Source organism: Flavobacterium notoginsengisoli (assembly GCF_014207905.1).
GTDB classification, from domain to species: Bacteria; Bacteroidota; Bacteroidia; order Flavobacteriales; family Flavobacteriaceae; genus Flavobacterium; species Flavobacterium notoginsengisoli_A.
Window position 1 is genome coordinate 46,863 of record NZ_JACHLB010000010.1, and the last position, 17,447, is coordinate 64,309.

A 17,447-nucleotide genomic window follows, 5' to 3' on the forward strand; every position below is an offset into this window, starting at 1 on the left:
ATTTTTAGGAATTAAATGTTCTATTAATTTAGTAAATTTTCATCAACTATATTCGGTAAAGTTACTTTAAGTAATGGCTCAACTTCCATAGCTCTTTTTATAGCAAAAACAGCACCTTCATTTCGTGCCCAGCTTCGTCTTGAAATTCCGTTATTCACATCCCAGAAAAGCATTGATGCTAAACGCTTTGAAGCTTCATTAGAACCATCAAGAACCATACCAAATCCACCGTTTATAACCTCTCCCCAGCCAACGCCACCGCCGTTATGGATGGATACCCAGGTCGCTCCTCTAAAGCTATCGCCAATTACGTTGTGAATCGCCATATCGGCTGTAAAACGAGAACCGTCATAGATGTTTGAAGTTTCTCTGTATGGAGAATCTGTTCCAGAAACATCGTGGTGATCACGTCCTAAAACCACCGCGCCAATTTCCCCTTTTGCAATCGCCTGATTAAATGCTTCTGCAATTTTAATTCTTCCTTCAGCATCAGCATAAAGTATTCTGGCTTGCGAACCTACGACCAGTTTGTTTTCTTGAGCACCTTTAATCCATTTGATGTTATCTTGCATTTGCTGCTGAATTTCGTTTGGAGCTGTTTTAGCCATTTCTTCTAAAACTTCGCAAGCAATTGCATCTGTTTTTAATAAATCTTCAGGTTTTCCTGAGGTACAAACCCAACGGAAAGGGCCAAATCCGTAATCAAAACACATTGGTCCCATAATGTCCTGAACGTAGCTTGGATATTTGAAATCGATATTATTTTCAGCCATTACATCTGCACCAGCACGTGAAGCTTCAAGTAAAAAGGCATTTCCGTAATCAAAAAAGTAAGTTCCTTTTGCGGTGTGTTTGTTAATTGCTGCTGCATGACGACGTAACGTTTCCTGAACTTTTTCTTTAAATAATTCTGGATTATTAGCCATTAAATCATTTGCTTCTTCAAAAGAAATTCCAACCGGATAATAACCTCCAGCCCACGGATTATGAAGTGAGGTCTGATCTGAACCTAGATCAATTTTGATATTTTCCTGATCAAAACGTTCCCAAACATCGACCACATTTCCTAAATAAGCAATCGAAACGGTTTCTTTATTCGCTTTTGCTAAAGCTACTCTGGCAACCAGTTCATCTGTAGAAGTTACGACTTCGTTAATCCATCCTTGTTCGTGACGGATTTTAGTAATTTTCGGATTTACTTCGGCGCAGACCGTGATACAACCTGCAATATTTCCTGCTTTTGGCTGAGCGCCTGACATTCCGCCAAGACCAGAAGTTACAAATAAACTCCCTTCTGGATTTTGTTTTATTTTTCTAAAACCGTTTAAAACTGTAATTGTAGTTCCGTGTACAATTCCCTGCGGACCAATATACATATAACTTCCCGCCGTCATTTGACCGTATTGCGAAACTCCTAAAGCATTCATTTTTTCCCAATCGTCCGGTTTTGAATAATTCGGGATTACCATTCCGTTTGTTACAACTACTCTTGGAGCTTCTTTATGAGAAGGAAATAATCCCATCGGGTGTCCTGAATACATCGTTAAAGTCTGCTCATCTGTCATTTCAGACAAGTATTGCATGGTCAATAAATATTGCGCCCAGTTTTGGAAAACGGCGCCGTTTCCGCCATACGTAATCAATTCATGCGGATGTTGTGCTACGGCATAATCAAGATTATTCTGAATCATGTGCATAATTGCTTTTGCCTGCAATGATTTTCCAGGATATTCATCAATTGGACGAGCATACATTTTATAATCTGGACGAAGACGATACATATATATACGTCCGTATTTTTCTAATTCTTCTGAAAACTCAGGAATTAATTCAGCATGATGTTTTGGATCGAAATAACGCAAAGCATTTTTAAGAGCTAGCTTTTTCTCTTCTGTCGAAAGAATTTCTTTTCGCTTCGGAGCATGATTAATTGCTGGATCGTATGTCGCCTTTGGAGGTAATATAGAAGGAATTCCTTGTTGTATTTGTTCTTTGAAAGTCATTTTTTTTAAGATTCTAAGGTGCTGAGGATCTAAGATGCTAAGATATTGCGGTTAGATTAACAACAGATTAATTTTTGTTTTTTTTGATTATGTCGCTCCTCTGGAGCTTAATGTGACAAACGGTTGAATTATCTTTATAAATATTTCGCTCCTCGCGGAGCTTATGAAATGTACAATTTGCTAAATAAAGATTTAGAGCCTTGCAATCATAAAATGCTAATGAATAAATTTAACCTTTATAAAATTTATTAAACTCAGATTGTCAAGCCTTGGAAAGGCGTAATATTTATAGAAAACAATAATCACCCAATACAAAGGCTCCAGCGGAGCTAAACATTAATCGATACAATTAGAGTTTCAATTGGAATTTGGAATTTAAAATTTGTAATTTATTCAAATTATCTAATTACCCAATTCGTCACATTTTCTAATTAAAAAAACTATGGATAACGGATATCCGACCTATGATACGATTTATGAATCGTAATCCTGAATTTTCGTGAATGGATATCCATATATGATATTTTAGATTGTTGATTTTAGATTGGAATTTGGAATTTTAAAATTGAAATTTAAAAATACACTTCTTCATTAACACAAAACGGCATTTTTTTATTCTCAAAAAGGGCTATTATATTTTGTGCGGCACAAATAGCCATTCCGTTTCTCGCTTCATAAGTTGCCGAACCAATGTGTGGTAAAATACAGCAATTTGGCAGAGACAATAGCGGATTACTAGATTTCATAGGCTCTGGATTGGTAACATCCAGTCCGGCTCCCCAGATTATATTTTTCGTTAGAGCATCAAACAAATCGTCTTCATTTTGAAATTTTCCTCTTGCTGTATTGATGAAAATCGAATTCGGTTTCATTTTTGCAAAAGTATTTTTATTGAAGAGTTCGTTATTTTCTGCTGTGTAATTAGCATGAACGCTTAAAATATCGCTTTCGGCAAGTAAGGTTTCAAAATCTACGTATTTGGCGTCGAGTTCTTTTTCTGCATCTTCTTTTCGGGAACGATTATGGTAAATAATATTCATTCCAAATGCGGCTTTGCATTTTTGAGCCATTTCAAAACCAATTCTTCCCAAACCAAATATTCCGAGTGTTTTTCCATACAATTCCTGCCCTAAATTGGCCAATGGATTAAAACTTCCCCATTCATCATTTAAAATTCTTTTATTATTGAAAAATGATTTTCTTGCAACGCTTTGCATCAATAAAAAAGCAACATCAGAAGTGGCTCTGCTTAAAACATCAGGCGTATTTCCAACTGGAATTTTTCTGCTGTTTGCCGAAGGAATATGAACAGAATCAAATCCCACAGAAAATAAAGCAATTCCTTTTAAATTTGGGCATTTTTTGAAAAAATCTTCGTCTAAAAGAGTCGCAGTTCCAACACTTAAAAGAGCGTCATTTTGCTGACAGATTTTTATAAATTCTTCTCTAGATAATACATTCTCTGTTGGATTTATAGTTAGATTAATTCCTTTTTTCTGAAGCAATTTTATGCCGGCTTCTGGTATATTTTTATTGATAAAAACGTTCATTGTATTGTTGTAATTTTTATAAAGGCTTATTTAGTCTTCCTGTTTTTTTATCATATCCGTACGGACAATGACGGCATCCGCTTTTACAGCAATAACCGCGTTTTAGATGATGTTTTTCAGTAAAGCATTTATAACCTTCGGGCGTATAGTAAAAATCTTCTCCTTCGATTAATTTATTTTCATTACTTTGCTCTTTCATAAATCTGCTTCGTGTTCTTTTTCGAATAATTAAAATCAAAAATATAAATATTTGATTGTGATTTTATTGAAATCGAACAATTTTATAGCTACAAATTTATAAATTTTACAGCCAATGTTTCTGATTGTTGCCAAATATTTAATTCCAAAAGGTTATCGCGGAATGGCTGTATTTCCTTTCGTAATTGTAAAATATGATTTTGATAAGACGAATGAAGTTTTTGTTAATCATGAAAAAATTCATTTAAGACAGCAATTGGAACTTTTAGTGATTCCGTTTTATGTATGGTATTTTCTGGAATATCTAATTCGTTTAATTCAGTACAAAAATGCTGCTTTAGCCTATCGAAATATTAGTTTTGAAAGAGAAGCTTACGCTAAAGAAAGAGAATTAAATTATCTTAAAAACCGATCATTCTTTCAGTTTCTGAATTACATTAAATTAAAATGAACTTAGTTTTTAATCAACATATTTCTATTGATTTTCCGAATAATATTTCTTTGACTATTAAACGTGAAGATTTAATTCATCCGTTTGTTTCGGGAAATAAATTCAGAAAGCTGAAATATAATTTACTTCAAGCGAAAGCTGAAAATAAAAATACCCTTTTGACTTTTGGCGGAGCATTTTCCAATCATATTGCGGCCGTCGCTTATGCCGGAAAAGAGCAGGGATTTAAGACAATTGGAATCATTCGCGGAGATGAGCTTTTTGATAAAATCGAAGAAAACCCAACTTTGAAATTTGCTCAGGAAAACGGAATGCAGTTTGAGTTTGTTTCAAGAGAGGATTACCGGTTAAAAAGTGAAGAATCTTTTATTGAAAAGTTGAAAGACAAGTTTGGCGATTTTTATTTAGTGCCCGAAGGTGGTACAAATAAACTAGCTGTAAAAGGATGTGAAGAGATTTTAACGGAAGAAGATTCGGTTTTTAATTACGTATGCTGTGCAGTTGGAACAGGCGGTACGATTTCTGGATTAATTAATAGTGCATTGCCAAATCAGAAGATTTTGGGCTTTCCAGCGTTAAAAGGTGACTTTTTAAACGATGAAATTCGTATTTTTGCAAAAAAAGATAACTGGAATTTAGTTTCTGACTATCATTTTGGAGGTTATGGCAAGATAAATTTAGAATTAATTGAATTTGTTAATTCTTTTTTCGAAAATACAAAAGTGCCCTTAGATCCAATTTATACAGGAAAGATGGTTTTTGGCGTTATAGATTTAATCAGCAAAAATTATTTTCCTGCACATTCAAAAATTTTACTCATTCACACTGGCGGATTACAGGGAATTGAAGGGATGAATATAAAATTGAAGCAGAAGAAATTACCAATACTCAAAACCAATGATTAAAAAAATTGTATTACTTGTCGTAATATTAGCTTTAGCAAGTTGCTCTTCCAGTAAGCCTGCTATCGCGACGACTAAAAAAGCGGCAGCAGTTCAAACGCGAACGGCGGCGGCAAAAAAAACAGCTCCAGTAAAACCAATCGGTAAAAATTACCCTTCTACAAATAATACAACTGAGGTTATTCAATCTACTTCAAAAACAGTTGTAACCAGCGATTTAATCAATAATTATGTTTTGCAATACAAAGACATTGCAATGGGAAACATGAAAACTTACGGAATTCCAGCGAGTATTATTCTGGCTCAAGGAATTTTAGAATCGGGAGCAGGTCGAGGAGATTTAGCGCTTGAAGCGAATAATCATTTCGGAATTAAATGCCATAAAGACTGGTTGGGAGAAAGTGTTCGCCATGATGATGATTCTGCTCAAGAATGTTTTAGGAAATATCCTCAAGCTTCAGAATCTTATAGAGATCATGCTTTGTTTTTGGTTGGGAAGAAGAGATACGAGTCTTTGTTTACTTATGAAAAAGACGATTACAAAGCTTGGGCAAAAGGACTTAGAGCCTGTGGATATGCAACAGATCCGAAATATCCAGATAAATTAATTAGCTATATAGAGCGATATAATCTGCATCAGTATGATTGCCAGGTTACGGGACGAAACTATGTGCCAATTAATACTTCGTCTCCAACAAGAAGTGCTTCTTCGGTTGCAAATTCTGATCCGAAAATCAATATGAACACTTACGATCCAAATTTATACGAAGTTCAAAAAGGAGATACTTTGTACTCAATTTCAAAGAAATTTAATTTGTTAGTTGAAGATTTGAAGAAAAAGAACAATCTGACTGATAATGCTATTTCGATTGGGCAAAGGCTTAAGGTTAAGTAATAATGTTCAATTATAAATTATTAATGAAAAGAAAAATCGTAATTGGAATTTTTATTTTTTCAATAGCTATAACAATCAGGTTTTTCTGCGGAGTATACCATCATGATGAGTTTCCAGAAGAACATTTTTTTATAAAGCACAGACCAATCTGGAAATGGACTTTTTATTCTCCAATTAAAATGTCTGATACAAAGATTGAAGAACTTTCGAAAGAAGAACAAATAGAACAAAAATATTTCAATGAGTTTATAAGAGATCAAGGTTTAAGTAGATAAATTAAATCTAAAATCTGAACTCAAAAATCTAAAATAAAAAATGTTATATAAAAGAAGTAGTCAGCTTTTTGCTGAAGCAGAAAAAGTAATTCCGGGAGGAGTAAATTCACCAGTAAGAGCATTTAAAGCGGTTGGCGGAACTCCGATTTTTGTAAAAAGTGCTAAAGGCGCTTATTTGTACGATGAAGACGGAAATAAATTAATTGATTACATCAACTCATGGGGACCAATGGTTTTAGGTCATGCTTATCAGCCGGTTGTTGATGCAGTAATCGAAAAAGCAAAACTGGGAACTTCATTTGGAATGCCTACAGAATTGGAAACTGAAATCGCTGCTTTGGCCGTTTCTATGGTTCCAAATATTGATAAAATACGTTTTGTAAATTCTGGTACAGAAGCTTGTATGAGTGCGATTCGTCTGGCTCGTGGATTTACAAAAAGAGATAAAATCATCAAATTTGCAGGTTGTTACCACGGACATTCTGATTCATTTTTGATTCAGGCAGGAAGTGGAGCTGTAACTTTCGGTTCGCCAAATAGCCCAGGTGTTACAGAAGGAACTGCAAAAGATACTTTATTAGCAAAATACAATGATTTAGAAAATGTAAAAACATTAGTTGAAGCTAACAAAGGAGAAATCGCAGCAATTATTATCGAAGCAGTTGCTGGAAATATGGGTTGTATTCCGCCTCAAAAAGGTTTCCTAGAAGGCTTAAGAGAATTATGTACAGCAAATGGAATATTATTGATCTTTGATGAGGTAATGACAGGTTTCCGTTTAGCTCGCGGAGGAGTTCAGGAATTATATGGTATTGATGCTGATATCGTAACTTTTGGTAAAGTAATTGGTGGCGGACTTCCAGTTGGAGCTTTTGCTGCTCGTGAAGAAATCATGAATCATTTAGCACCACTTGGACCAGTTTATCAGGCAGGAACATTGTCTGGAAATCCTTTGGCAATGGCTGCAGGATTAGCAATGCTAAAAGCTCTTGATAATGACAGAACAATTTTTGCTCGTTTAGAAGAAAAAACAGCTTATTTAGAAGCGGGAATCGATAGAGTTTTAAAAGCAAATAATGTAGTGTTTACAATCAATAGAGTTGGTTCTATGATTTCGGTTCATTTTGATGCAGATCCAGTTACAGATTTTCAAACTGCTGCAAAAGGAGATAATGAAACGTTTAAAAAATTCTTCCACGGATTATTGCAAGAAGGTGTTTATATTGCACCATCGGCTTACGAAACTTGGTTTATAACAGATGCTTTAACTTACGAAGATCTAGACTTTACAATTAATGCAATCGACAAGGTGTCGAAAACATTCTAAATAACAAAAAAGAGGCTTTTAAAGCCTCTTTTTTTATGCGTCAATTAGATTTTATCTTCTCTTCGCTCTTTCATTTTTTCCTTCATTTTGTCTTTTTTCTCTTCTTGCAATGCTTTCCATTTAGTGTATTGGTCAGCTTTTAAGATTGATTTCATTTTGGCATCGTTTGCAGCAACTTCGTCTTCCATTTGTTTTTTGAAATCGGCTTTTTCTGCAGCAGTTGGTTTCGTGTTACTGTCTTTTTGATCTTTTCTTGCTTCTTTGAATTTTTCAGCTTTAGCACTTCTTTCTGCTAACAGTTGTTTTACTTGGGCTTGTTGATTAGCATCTAAACTCAATTCAGAAGTTAATTTTTGAAGTTGTTTTTCGTTACGTTGTTCCGGTGTCATTCTTTCCTTGTGTTCACGCGCCGGTTTTTGATCTGCGTCTTGTGCAAAACTTGCTATTCCAACCAATAGCATAGCAGCAATTAATAATTTTTTCATCGTTAAGTTTTTTTAATTGTTTATAGTGATTAGACTTTTCAAAATTCTTTAGGTTTAATCTGGTTATCAGATTTATAGTTTATTTAACAAATTGTGTAAAAATGTCATTAGAATCTTTATTCTTACAGAATTTAATTTTTATTGCTTATTTTTAAGGTATTAACCAGAAATAAACCAATAACAAAGATTATGAGTTTGAATACTGTATTGCACAAAAATAAAATAGCCTTTTTCTCGACACAGCCTTACGATAAAGAATTCTTTAACAAATACAATGCTGATTTTGGTTTTGAATTGGATTTCTTTGAAACACAGCTTAATCCGCAAACCGTAATTCTAATCGAAAATGCAGAGATTGTCTGCGTTTTTGTAAATGATATTGTAAACGAAACGGTCATCAAACAATTAGCAGAAAAGAATGTAAAAATCATTGCTTTGCGTTGCGCTGGTTTTAACAATGTTGATTTGGAAGCGGCCAAAAACCATGGCATAAAAGTTTGCCGCGTTCCTGCTTATTCGCCACAGGCAGTTGCAGAACATGCTATGGCGATGATTTTGACTTTAAACAGAAAAACTCATAAAGCATACAATCGAGTTCGAGAACAGAATTTTTCTTTAAACGGATTATTAGGTTTTGATTTATTTGGAAAAACAATTGGCATTATCGGAACAGGAAATATCGGAAAAGCATTTTCTAAAATAGCACTTGGTTTTGGCTGTAAAGTCTTGGCTTATGATATTGTAGAAAGTGATGAGATGAAAAATGACGGTGTTTCTTTTGTTGGTTTAGAAGAGATATTTAAAACAAGCGATATTATCTCACTTCATTGTCCGCTAAACGATCAAACTAAACATATAATTAATAAAACTTCGCTTTCTTTTATGAAACAAAGTGTAATGATTATCAATACAAGCCGTGGCGGATTAATTGAAACAGCATCGGTTATTGAAGGTTTAAAAGAAGGAAAAATTGGTTATTTAGGAATTGATGTTTATGAACAAGAGGAAAAGCTCTTTTTTAGAGATTTATCGGCAGATATTATTCAGGATGATGCAATCCAACGTTTAATGAGTTTTCCGAATGTTTTAGTAACTGCACATCAGGCATTTTTTACTAATGAAGCTTTGACACAGATTGCTTTGGTGACTTTTAATAACATCAAATCATTATTAGCGAAAAACGATATTGAAAATAAGGCTGCATTATTAGTGTAATTTAAATATTAGATTATGAAAAATAAAATCTTAATTCTAATCGGAATTCTGATATTAAATTCATGTCAGAATAAAAACGAATCAAAAAATATTGTCAAAAGTATTATTCAGGATACTTTATCCAAAACAATTGGAGGAACAGCAGATTTAAGCGATGCGCCACCAAGAGATGATAAAGCGGTAGAATTGATTCGCAAACAATTGAATGTTCTGCTGAAAAAAGATCTGCCAGCAATGTCAAAAGACGACCGATACTTTTATTATGAAGCTTTTGATTTAAATAATGATCATAAAAACGAATATTTCGTCGGGTTCTCCAATTCCTATTTCTGCGGAAGCGGAGGCTGTTCGGGCTATATTTTGAATAACGACGGAAGTGTAATTAACAAATTCACGGTAACCGATTTTCCTATTTACGCAACAACTTCTTCAACTGAAAAATTTTATGATTTGATTTTTGAAAGCGGAGGAAAGTTTCATCTTTTAAAAATGAAAAGTGGAAAATACCCGTCCAATCCATCTGTTCAGGAAGTTATAAATGGAGAAGTACCAAAAGAAAGCACAAAGGTTTTAGATGTTAATTCTAAGAAATTGGAAAAATATTCTTTTTAATTAGAGATATAAATCATTCCGTAGGAATGTCTGCTTGGTAGAAATTAAATTTTAATTACGATTATACATTCCATAGGAACGTTTGATTCATGTGTGATATTTATTTCATATAAAAAACAGGTGTACTTAGAGGACGCAATGCAAAACGATATGATTTTTTTCTACCGATGAGATATTTCTAGCGCAATATTAAATGAACAAACCCGACAGATTTTTTAAAATCTGTCGGGTTTGTTAGAATTACTTTTTCAATATTTTTGAAAGCACTTTTGGATTTCGCCGATTATCCCAAAATGCTATGACTATTAATTCTGTAGGTGTTGTTTTGTAAAATATATTGTAATGACCTAGTGTTGATGTTCTAACATCCGGAAAGTTTGTCTTTATGTAGATTTCAGGATTATTAATTAAAAAATTAATTCTTTGCGTAATTTCTAAAACTAATTTTCTTGAATAAGTTTTTGATTTATTTCTTTTATTCCAATAATTCAATATTTTTCTTCTTTGATTAACTGCAGTATTGGTCCAAATTATTCTGACAGCCATTCTAGATCTTCTTTGTCTAAATCTTCTTGAGAAATAACTCTACCATATTTTATGTCTTCTTCGCTTTCTTTAAGCATATCTAATTCATATTGTTCAAACTGATAAACATCGGTAGGATCTGCATTTTTTAAAAGATTTCTTATTTTTTCTAAAAGACGTACATCTTCAATGTTTTTTAGTTTATCAAATATTTCTAATTTTATTTCTAAAGCGCTCATAATAATGCATTTTATTAATCAAAGTTATGTAAATAAAACGAAAAACCCGATAAGCTATAAACTTATCGGGTTGTATTTATAATAAAATAAGGCAAAAATTTACCCCACCAATTCCACAAATTTAAACTCACCATCAACGACAACTTTAGTCAAACCGTGTTTAGATAAGTTTTTCATAGAAGCATCCCATTTTTTACCGCTTAAATTAGCTGTAATTTTTAGTTGCGTTAGATCCATTCTGTTTTCATTCTTCGTAAGCAAGTCAATAATGAATTTTTCTTCATCAGAAAGTTCAATTTGAGCTTGTTTTTTCTCAGGACGCATTTGAGGGAACAATAAAACTTCTTGAATAGAAGCGTTATTTGTTAAATACATAATCAAACGATCCATTCCAATTCCCATTCCAGAAGTTGGAGGCATACCGTATTCAAGAGCTCTTAAGAAATCTTCATCGATAATTCCGTTTGCTTCATCGTCACCTTTCTCAGAAAGACGCATTTGATCTTCAAAACGCTCTCTTTGATCAATAGGATCATTTAATTCAGAATAAGCATTTGCAATTTCTTTACCGCAAACCATTAATTCAAAACGCTCAGTCAAGTCTGGATTGTCGCGGTGTTCTTTACAAAGTGGAGACATTTCTTTTGGATAATCTGTAATGAAAGTTGGCTGAATATAATTTCCTTCACATTTTGCTCCAAAAATCTCATCAATCAATTTTCCTTTACCCATTGTTTCGTCAACTTCGATTCCCATTCCTCTTGCAGCTTCAAACAATTCCTGTTCTGTTTTTCCAGAAATATCAAAACCAGTAAAATGTTTGATAGAATCTGTCATTGTTACACGTGCATAAGGCGCTTTAAAGTTGATTTTGTGCTCGCCAAAAGTAACTTCGCTTGTACCATTTACAGCAATCGCACAATGCTCAAGAAGACCTTCAGCAAAATCCATCATCCAGTTGTAGTCTTTGTAAGCTACATATATTTCCATTGCAGTGAATTCTGGATTATGCGTTCTGTCCATACCTTCGTTACGGAAGTTTCTAGAGAACTCATAAACACCTTCAAATCCACCAACAATTAATCTTTTTAAGTATAACTCATTCGCAATACGCATATAAAGCGGAATATCAAGTGAGTTGTGGTGCGTAATAAATGGTCTTGCCGAAGCTCCACCAGGAATTGACTGTAAAACCGGAGTATCAACTTCCAAATATCCTGCATTGTTAAAATACTCTCTCATTGCAGTAAACAATTTTGTTCTCTTAAGGAAAGTTTCTTTAACCTGCGGATTTACCGTTAAATCTACATAACGCATTCTGTAACGTAATTCAGCGTCATTGAAAGCATCGTGTACATTTCCTTCTTCGTCAACTTTCGGTAACGGAAGCGGACGTAATGTTTTACTTAAAAAAGTAAAACCATTAACACGAATACATTTTGCACCAACTTGTGTAGTAAACAATTCACCTTCAATACCAATAAAGTCACCTAAATCAGTAAGTTTTTTGAATACTTGGTTGTATAAAGTTTTATCATCACCTTCACACAAAACATCGCGATTCACGTACAATTGAATACGTCCTTCGCTATCTTGTAATTCAGCAAAACAAGCTTTACCTTGATCACGAACACTCATCAAACGTCCCGCAACGATAACCTTCTTACCTTCCTCAAAAGATTCCTTTATCTGCTTTGAAGTATGATTTACAGGAAAAAGATTAGCTGGATAAGGATTGATTCCCAGATTGCGTAAATTTTGAAGTTTTTCTCTTCTGATGATTTCTTGTTCTGATAATGCCATTTTGTGCTATTTTTTTAAGTGTGCAAAGATAAAAAAAAGAATGCAGATTTTAGAATGCAGATTTTAGATTTTTTGAAGCAGCAATTTATTGGCTTTCAATCACCTTTAGTCCCGCTATCCGTTACAATCTTTTATGCCGAACACCGGCATAAAAGGATTTCCACTTCTATCGGGGCTAGTTTATAGGTTTTTGTTTTTATAAGATCTTTTTTGTAAGAAATTAAATAAAAAACTAAGTATCTTAGCAACTTGTAACCTTGTAGTCTACTAAAAAATGAAATACCTATCGTGCTTATTAATTCTAATTTTATTTGTAAGCTGTCAAATTACCGAGACAATTATAATCAATTCAGACGGAAGTGGTACAATAGAAATAGAGCAACTTAGAGATGAAAATAGTTATATGCAATTGGTTGGCGAAGAATATTCTAAAGAAAATGTATTTCAGGATACCACGTATATTTTTAAAGGATATATCGAAAAATACAAACAAAACTTTGCGAAATATAAACCAGAAGAACAGCAATTGTTTCAAAAATATGCCAATGTAAAAACACAGATCAAACGAAGTTCTTATGAAAAAGAATTCAGAACCGTTTTCACACTTCATTTTGATAAAGTGCACGAAATTCCAGATTTGTTCAAAACGGAAGATTATGCATCAGATATTCAGCATAATTATGCTTTAACGGCAGAAGAACATTATTTTAGAATAGGCTATGCGTTTGACGGAAAAGTATTCAAACGTTCAGACGCAATTATCAATACAGCTGAATTTGAAAAAGCAAAATTACAAGTTGAAAATTTCGAGAAAAAGTACAGTTCTTCAAAATTGGCTCAGATTTATGTTTTGAAATATCATTTTCCAAAAAAAATAAAATCGGTTTCCAATCTAAAAGCAATAATCAATTCAGATAAAAAATCTTTAACATTAGAATTTAAATTATCTGATTGTTTGCGCAATCCAGAAATGACAAATCTTGAAGTGGTTTTGGAATAATAAAAAAGAAAGTTGAAAAACTCAACATCTTAGTAACTTAGGATCTCAGAATCTCAAAACCTAAAAAACTTCGTATCTTTGATGAAAAATTGTACTCTTATGAAATTATACAAATTATTAAGTTTTTCTTTTTTAATAGCAACATTAACAAGTTGTACTTTTACTGAAAACATTTACATTAACGATAATGGCACTGGAAAATTTTCTGTAGATATGGACGGTTCTTCTCTAATGGAAATGGCTGGCGATCAGATTGCGGGTCAAATGGGAGAAGAGGCTAAAAAAGATATAGACTCGACTTTTACATTCAAACAATTATTCGAACAGAAAAAAGATAGTATTGCAAAATTGTCTCCAGAGACTCAGAAAGAACTTAAAAAACTGGAAAATTTTGTTGTTACAACCAAAATGAGTTCTGCTAAAAAACAGTTTTTAATGACTTTAGGAACCGATTTTAAAAATGTAAACGAACTTCAAGATATTTTACAAACCTTAAGTACATTTCAAAAATTAGAAGGAGGAGCGGGTGCGAGTCCTTTAGGAAATGGTTTTGGAGATAATAATAGTAAATTAAGCTACACTTACGACGGAAAAAAATTTACAAGAAGAGCAGTAATCGACCAACAAAAATTGGCTGCAAAACCTAAAGATTCTGCAGGAGATATGTCAAAAATGATGTTTGCATCTTCAAATTATATTGTCAAATACCATTTTCCAAAAAAAATAAAAAAAGTTTCTAATCCGAATGCATTATTTAGCGACGATAGAAAATCACTTACCATTCAATACTCTTTTACGGATTATATGGAGAATCCCGACAAACTTAACTTCGATGTTGAGTTTGAAAAATAATTAAAATGAACAAAAAAATCCAACTTCAGGATCTTGGAAAAAGAGATTATAAATCGACTTGGGAATATCAGGAAGAAATTTTCAAAGATATAGTCGATTTAAAAATCAAGAACAGAAGAGAAGAACTTGATCTGCCAACACCAAATTATTTATTGTTTGTTGAGCATCCGCACGTTTATACTTTAGGTAAAAGCGGAGATTTAGAAAACTTATTATTAAACGAGAAACAACTAGAAGCAAAAGGAGCAACTTTCTACAAAATCAATCGTGGTGGCGATATAACCTATCACGGACCAGGACAGATTGTAGGTTATCCGATATTAGACTTAGAGAATTTCTTTACCGATATTCATAAATATTTGCGTTTTCTCGAAGAATCAATTATTCTCACACTAGCAGAATATGGTTTAGAATCGGGTAGAAGCGAAGGGGAAACCGGAGTTTGGCTCGGCGTTGGAACTCCATTTGCACGTAAAATTTGCGCAATGGGCGTACGAGCGTCGCGTTGGGTAACCATGCACGGTTTTGCTCTAAATGCAAATGTAGATTTAGGATATTTCGATAATATAATTCCGTGTGGTATTCGCGGAAAAGGTGTAACTTCTTTAAACGTTGAACTTGGTGTAGAAAAGGTTGACGAAGAAGAAGTAAAAGCTAAAATTATCAAACATTTAAAAGAGTTATTTGAAGCAGAATTTATCTAAAATTCTCTTCTAGATATTATAAACCGTTTCAAGTTATTTGAAACGGTTTTTTGTTTTATTCCGTAAATGCTACTAGTTTAGGTTTAATTCGACTGTTTTGTGTCTAAAAAAGAAATTTCAAAATTTAAACAGAAAGCGTTTTTTTATAAAAATAGCTTCCAAAAAAACGAAAAAACAATTGGCAAAAGTTAAGATTTTGAAAGTATGGCAAATTATAGGACTAACGTAATTTTATTCTGTATTTGTGCTAAATTTGAAAACATCACAAGTAAAGTTTAATCAAAATCTAACCAAATTCCTTATGAGAAAAATCTACTTATTATGTTTTCTATTTATTCTTAATGGTCTTTTTGCTCAGAAGAAAGAAAAATTATATCCAATTACTGCATACGAAAAAGTTTGGCAAGAGAAAAACAGCGATTCCAGATTGAAATTGATCAAAACAATTTGGCTGGAAGACAGTACTTTTGAAGATCCCTCGGCATCTATAAAAGGAGTAGTGGCCTTTAATAATGTAATAAACGAATTTTATAAAAAGTTTCCAGACGCAATCTTAACATCGGGGCCAAAAATTGTAAAAGACAATTATGTGACTTGGGAATGGAAAATTGTCGATTCGAAAAATAAGCTGATCATGGGAGGCCGCGATTTTGCACGATTAAATGGAAAAGGGCAAGTGAGTAAAATTATTGGTTTTTGGGATAAAGATGCAGCATTGTCTGAAGCTGACCTTTTAAAAAATCTTGAAGCTGATAATTTAAAAGTAGTGGCAAAATATTACGAATGCCTTTTTAAAACAAGAGATTTTAATACAATGGCAACTTTGATAGAAGATGGTGCTATTTACAATCAAGCAATAGGACTGCCGTACGGAGGAACTTTTATAGGTTTTAGCGAATGGAATAAAATGTTTGCTAAGTCAACAGAATTTTTTGATTTGCAAATAGAAAAAGAACCGACTTACTTTAGTGATGCTTCTAAAAATGAAGTTATCATTTATTTCACAATTAGCTGTAAATCTAAAAAATCTGGTAAAACTATGTCAATGCCAATATCAGAACACTTTGATTTAAAAAATGGAAAAATAACTGCAGTGAGACCTTTCTATTATGATACAAAGCAATTTGCAGAATTTTTAAAAAGTAAAAAGTAAAAAGTAAAAAGTAAAAAGTAAAAAGTAAAAAGTAAAAAGTAAAAAGTAAAAAGTAAAAAGTAAAAAGTAAAAAGTAAATAGTGACTAGTAATTAGAAAAAAAACGACCTGAATGGTCGTTTTTTTATTCGAAAAAATTCAGTTCGAGTTGTTCTGGCAAAAGCCTAAAACTCATTCGATGATATTTTGTAGTGCCGTATTTTTTTATGGCTTCTCGATGTTCTTTAGTTGGATAGCCTTTATTTTTTTTCCAGTTGTACATCGGGAATTCTTCATGAATCATATCCATATATTCGTCTCGATATGTTTTGGCTAATACAGAAGCTGCGGCAATACTTAAATATTTTCCGTCACCTTTTATGATACTTTGATTAGGTATTGATTTTAGTAATGCAATTTCTTCAGAAGTAAATTGTTTTCCACACGTATTTTTAAGGCCAAGTTTAGCATTTAAAGCACGATTTCCATCTACTATAATATATTCAGGAACGTGTTTGAGTTTTAAGATGCATTCTTGCATTCCTTTCATAGAAGCATTCAGTATATTTATTTCATCAATCTCATCTGGAAACAAATGGGTAACAGCAAAACATAAAGCTTCTTGTTCTATAATAGGTCTTAAAAGTGCTCTTGCTTTTTCAGAAAGCTGTTTACTATCATTTAAAGTTTGATTTTCAAAATGTTCAGGTAAAATTATTGCGGCGGCGGTAACTGGACCCGCAAGACATCCTCGGCCAGCTTCGTCAGTTCCAGTTTCTAAAATAAATCCTGAGAAATTTTTTTCGAGCATTTTATTCATTTTGAAACACAAATATTATCATTTTTTAAAGATTGACCTAAAATTGAAGTTCTAAAAAAATAAAATATTTTTTTTGTAAGATATTTAAGAATATATTTGTAGGAAAATTAACAAAAATATGGAGTTACATGTTAAGTAACTGAGGTAGAGTTTTTCGTTTTTTAAGGTTTGAAAATCAGATTATAGCCACACTTATTTCCTGAAAAATAAATTAGAGATAATTTTTTTTGTTTCAAAAAAATGATTGAAAGACAAAAACCTCAAAAATGTGAGTTTAACATTTTTTTTTAATCCATGTTTTGTTAGGATAATATTTATAAAATATCATAACTGTAACTTAAAAAAGTGAGATTTGTTACACTTAATTATGTTAATTATTTGTTAAAATTAGAAAGTGATAAAAAAAGCGTTTTTAACCATTTTGTTAAATATAACTAGGTTTAAGCGTGGTTTTGTTGCT

General features: G+C 32.6%; 19 protein-coding genes. 11 read left to right on the forward strand and 8 right to left on the reverse strand.

The window, feature by feature from the left end; genetic code table 11:
• Positions 1-23 precede the first annotated feature (23 nt).
• The 3 genes from HNP35_RS22250 to HNP35_RS22260 all read right to left on the reverse strand — a co-directional run bounded on the left by HNP35_RS22250 (position 24) and on the right by HNP35_RS22260 (position 3,752).
• On the reverse strand, positions 24-2,003 hold the full coding sequence (locus tag HNP35_RS22250; RefSeq protein WP_184167724.1) for a urocanate hydratase: 1,980 nt from the start codon (positions 2,001-2,003) through the stop codon (positions 24-26).
• A 572-nt stretch (positions 2,004-2,575) separates the two neighbouring features.
• Positions 2,576-3,553 carry a 2-hydroxyacid dehydrogenase gene (locus HNP35_RS22255; RefSeq protein ID WP_184167721.1) on the reverse strand — a complete coding sequence of 326 codons (978 nt, stop codon included), beginning with the start codon at positions 3,551-3,553 and terminating at the stop codon, positions 2,576-2,578.
• 16 nt (positions 3,554-3,569) lie between these two features.
• On the reverse strand, positions 3,570-3,752 hold the full coding sequence (locus tag HNP35_RS22260) for a DUF5522 domain-containing protein (RefSeq protein ID WP_184167718.1): 183 nt from the start codon (positions 3,750-3,752) through the stop codon (positions 3,570-3,572).
• A 114-nt stretch (positions 3,753-3,866) separates the two neighbouring features.
• Here HNP35_RS22260 and HNP35_RS22265 point away from each other — a divergent pair, with 114 nt between their 5' ends.
• The 5 genes from HNP35_RS22265 to hemL are packed head-to-tail and all read left to right on the forward strand — an operon-like array spanning position 3,867 to position 7,601.
• Positions 3,867-4,202 (forward strand): hypothetical protein, encoded by a 336-nt coding sequence (locus HNP35_RS22265; protein WP_184167714.1) that lies wholly within the window; start codon positions 3,867-3,869, stop codon positions 4,200-4,202.
• Entirely contained in the window at positions 4,199-5,107 is a 909-nt protein-coding gene (locus HNP35_RS22270; protein ID WP_184167711.1) for a 1-aminocyclopropane-1-carboxylate deaminase/D-cysteine desulfhydrase, read from the forward strand. Before HNP35_RS22265 ends, HNP35_RS22270 begins: the two co-directional genes overlap by 4 nt.
• Positions 5,100-5,999 carry a glucosaminidase domain-containing protein gene (locus HNP35_RS22275; protein ID WP_184167709.1) on the forward strand — a complete coding sequence of 300 codons (900 nt, stop codon included), beginning with the start codon at positions 5,100-5,102 and terminating at the stop codon, positions 5,997-5,999. Before HNP35_RS22270 ends, HNP35_RS22275 begins: the two co-directional genes overlap by 8 nt.
• Positions 6,000-6,022: 23 nt before the next feature.
• Positions 6,023-6,274, forward strand: a complete 252-nt coding sequence (locus tag HNP35_RS22280; protein ID WP_184167706.1) for a hypothetical protein — start codon at positions 6,023-6,025, stop codon at positions 6,272-6,274.
• A 40-nt stretch (positions 6,275-6,314) separates the two neighbouring features.
• The gene (gene hemL / locus HNP35_RS22285) at positions 6,315-7,601 is read left to right on the forward strand and encodes a glutamate-1-semialdehyde 2,1-aminomutase (RefSeq protein WP_184167703.1); all 1,287 of its coding nucleotides are present in this window, start codon (positions 6,315-6,317) and stop codon (positions 7,599-7,601) included.
• 44 nt (positions 7,602-7,645) lie between these two features.
• Here hemL and HNP35_RS22290 read toward each other — a convergent pair whose 3' ends face one another.
• The gene (locus HNP35_RS22290) at positions 7,646-8,086 is read right to left on the reverse strand and encodes a hypothetical protein (protein WP_184167700.1); all 441 of its coding nucleotides are present in this window, start codon (positions 8,084-8,086) and stop codon (positions 7,646-7,648) included.
• Positions 8,087-8,275: 189 nt separating this feature from the next.
• On the opposite strand from HNP35_RS22290, the gene HNP35_RS22295 reads away from it, so the two are divergent.
• Entirely contained in the window at positions 8,276-9,301 is a 1,026-nt protein-coding gene (locus tag HNP35_RS22295) for a 2-hydroxyacid dehydrogenase (RefSeq protein ID WP_184167697.1), read from the forward strand.
• A gap of 15 nt (positions 9,302-9,316) precedes the next feature.
• Complete coding sequence (locus HNP35_RS22300; protein ID WP_184167694.1) at positions 9,317-9,913, forward strand: hypothetical protein; 597 nt, start codon at positions 9,317-9,319, stop codon at positions 9,911-9,913.
• A 240-nt stretch (positions 9,914-10,153) separates the two neighbouring features.
• Here HNP35_RS22300 and HNP35_RS22305 read toward each other — a convergent pair whose 3' ends face one another.
• From HNP35_RS22305 to lysS, 3 genes are all read right to left on the reverse strand, one after another.
• On the reverse strand, positions 10,154-10,459 hold the full coding sequence (locus tag HNP35_RS22305; RefSeq protein WP_184167691.1) for a type II toxin-antitoxin system RelE/ParE family toxin: 306 nt from the start codon (positions 10,457-10,459) through the stop codon (positions 10,154-10,156).
• Positions 10,444-10,677 (reverse strand): hypothetical protein, encoded by a 234-nt coding sequence (locus HNP35_RS22310; protein ID WP_184167688.1) that lies wholly within the window; start codon positions 10,675-10,677, stop codon positions 10,444-10,446. Before HNP35_RS22310 ends, HNP35_RS22305 begins: the two co-directional genes overlap by 16 nt.
• Positions 10,678-10,776: 99 nt before the next feature.
• Positions 10,777-12,480, reverse strand: coding sequence for a lysine--tRNA ligase (gene lysS, locus HNP35_RS22315; RefSeq protein WP_184167685.1), 1,704 nt, complete (start codon positions 12,478-12,480; stop codon positions 10,777-10,779).
• A 274-nt stretch (positions 12,481-12,754) separates the two neighbouring features.
• On the opposite strand from lysS, the gene HNP35_RS22320 reads away from it, so the two are divergent.
• The 4 genes from HNP35_RS22320 to HNP35_RS22335 all read left to right on the forward strand — a co-directional run bounded on the left by HNP35_RS22320 (position 12,755) and on the right by HNP35_RS22335 (position 16,189).
• Positions 12,755-13,480, forward strand: a complete 726-nt coding sequence (locus HNP35_RS22320; protein ID WP_184167682.1) for a hypothetical protein — start codon at positions 12,755-12,757, stop codon at positions 13,478-13,480.
• A gap of 99 nt (positions 13,481-13,579) precedes the next feature.
• Positions 13,580-14,332, forward strand: coding sequence for a hypothetical protein (locus tag HNP35_RS22325; protein WP_184167679.1), 753 nt, complete (start codon positions 13,580-13,582; stop codon positions 14,330-14,332).
• A gap of 5 nt (positions 14,333-14,337) precedes the next feature.
• Positions 14,338-15,036 (forward strand): lipoyl(octanoyl) transferase LipB, encoded by a 699-nt coding sequence (gene lipB, locus HNP35_RS22330; RefSeq protein ID WP_184167676.1) that lies wholly within the window; start codon positions 14,338-14,340, stop codon positions 15,034-15,036.
• A gap of 301 nt (positions 15,037-15,337) precedes the next feature.
• Positions 15,338-16,189 carry a nuclear transport factor 2 family protein gene (locus tag HNP35_RS22335; RefSeq protein WP_184167673.1) on the forward strand — a complete coding sequence of 284 codons (852 nt, stop codon included), beginning with the start codon at positions 15,338-15,340 and terminating at the stop codon, positions 16,187-16,189.
• A 123-nt stretch (positions 16,190-16,312) separates the two neighbouring features.
• Here HNP35_RS22335 and HNP35_RS22340 read toward each other — a convergent pair whose 3' ends face one another.
• Entirely contained in the window at positions 16,313-16,978 is a 666-nt protein-coding gene (locus HNP35_RS22340) for a ribonuclease HII (protein WP_184167670.1), read from the reverse strand.
• Positions 16,979-17,447: the final 469 nt, after the last annotated feature.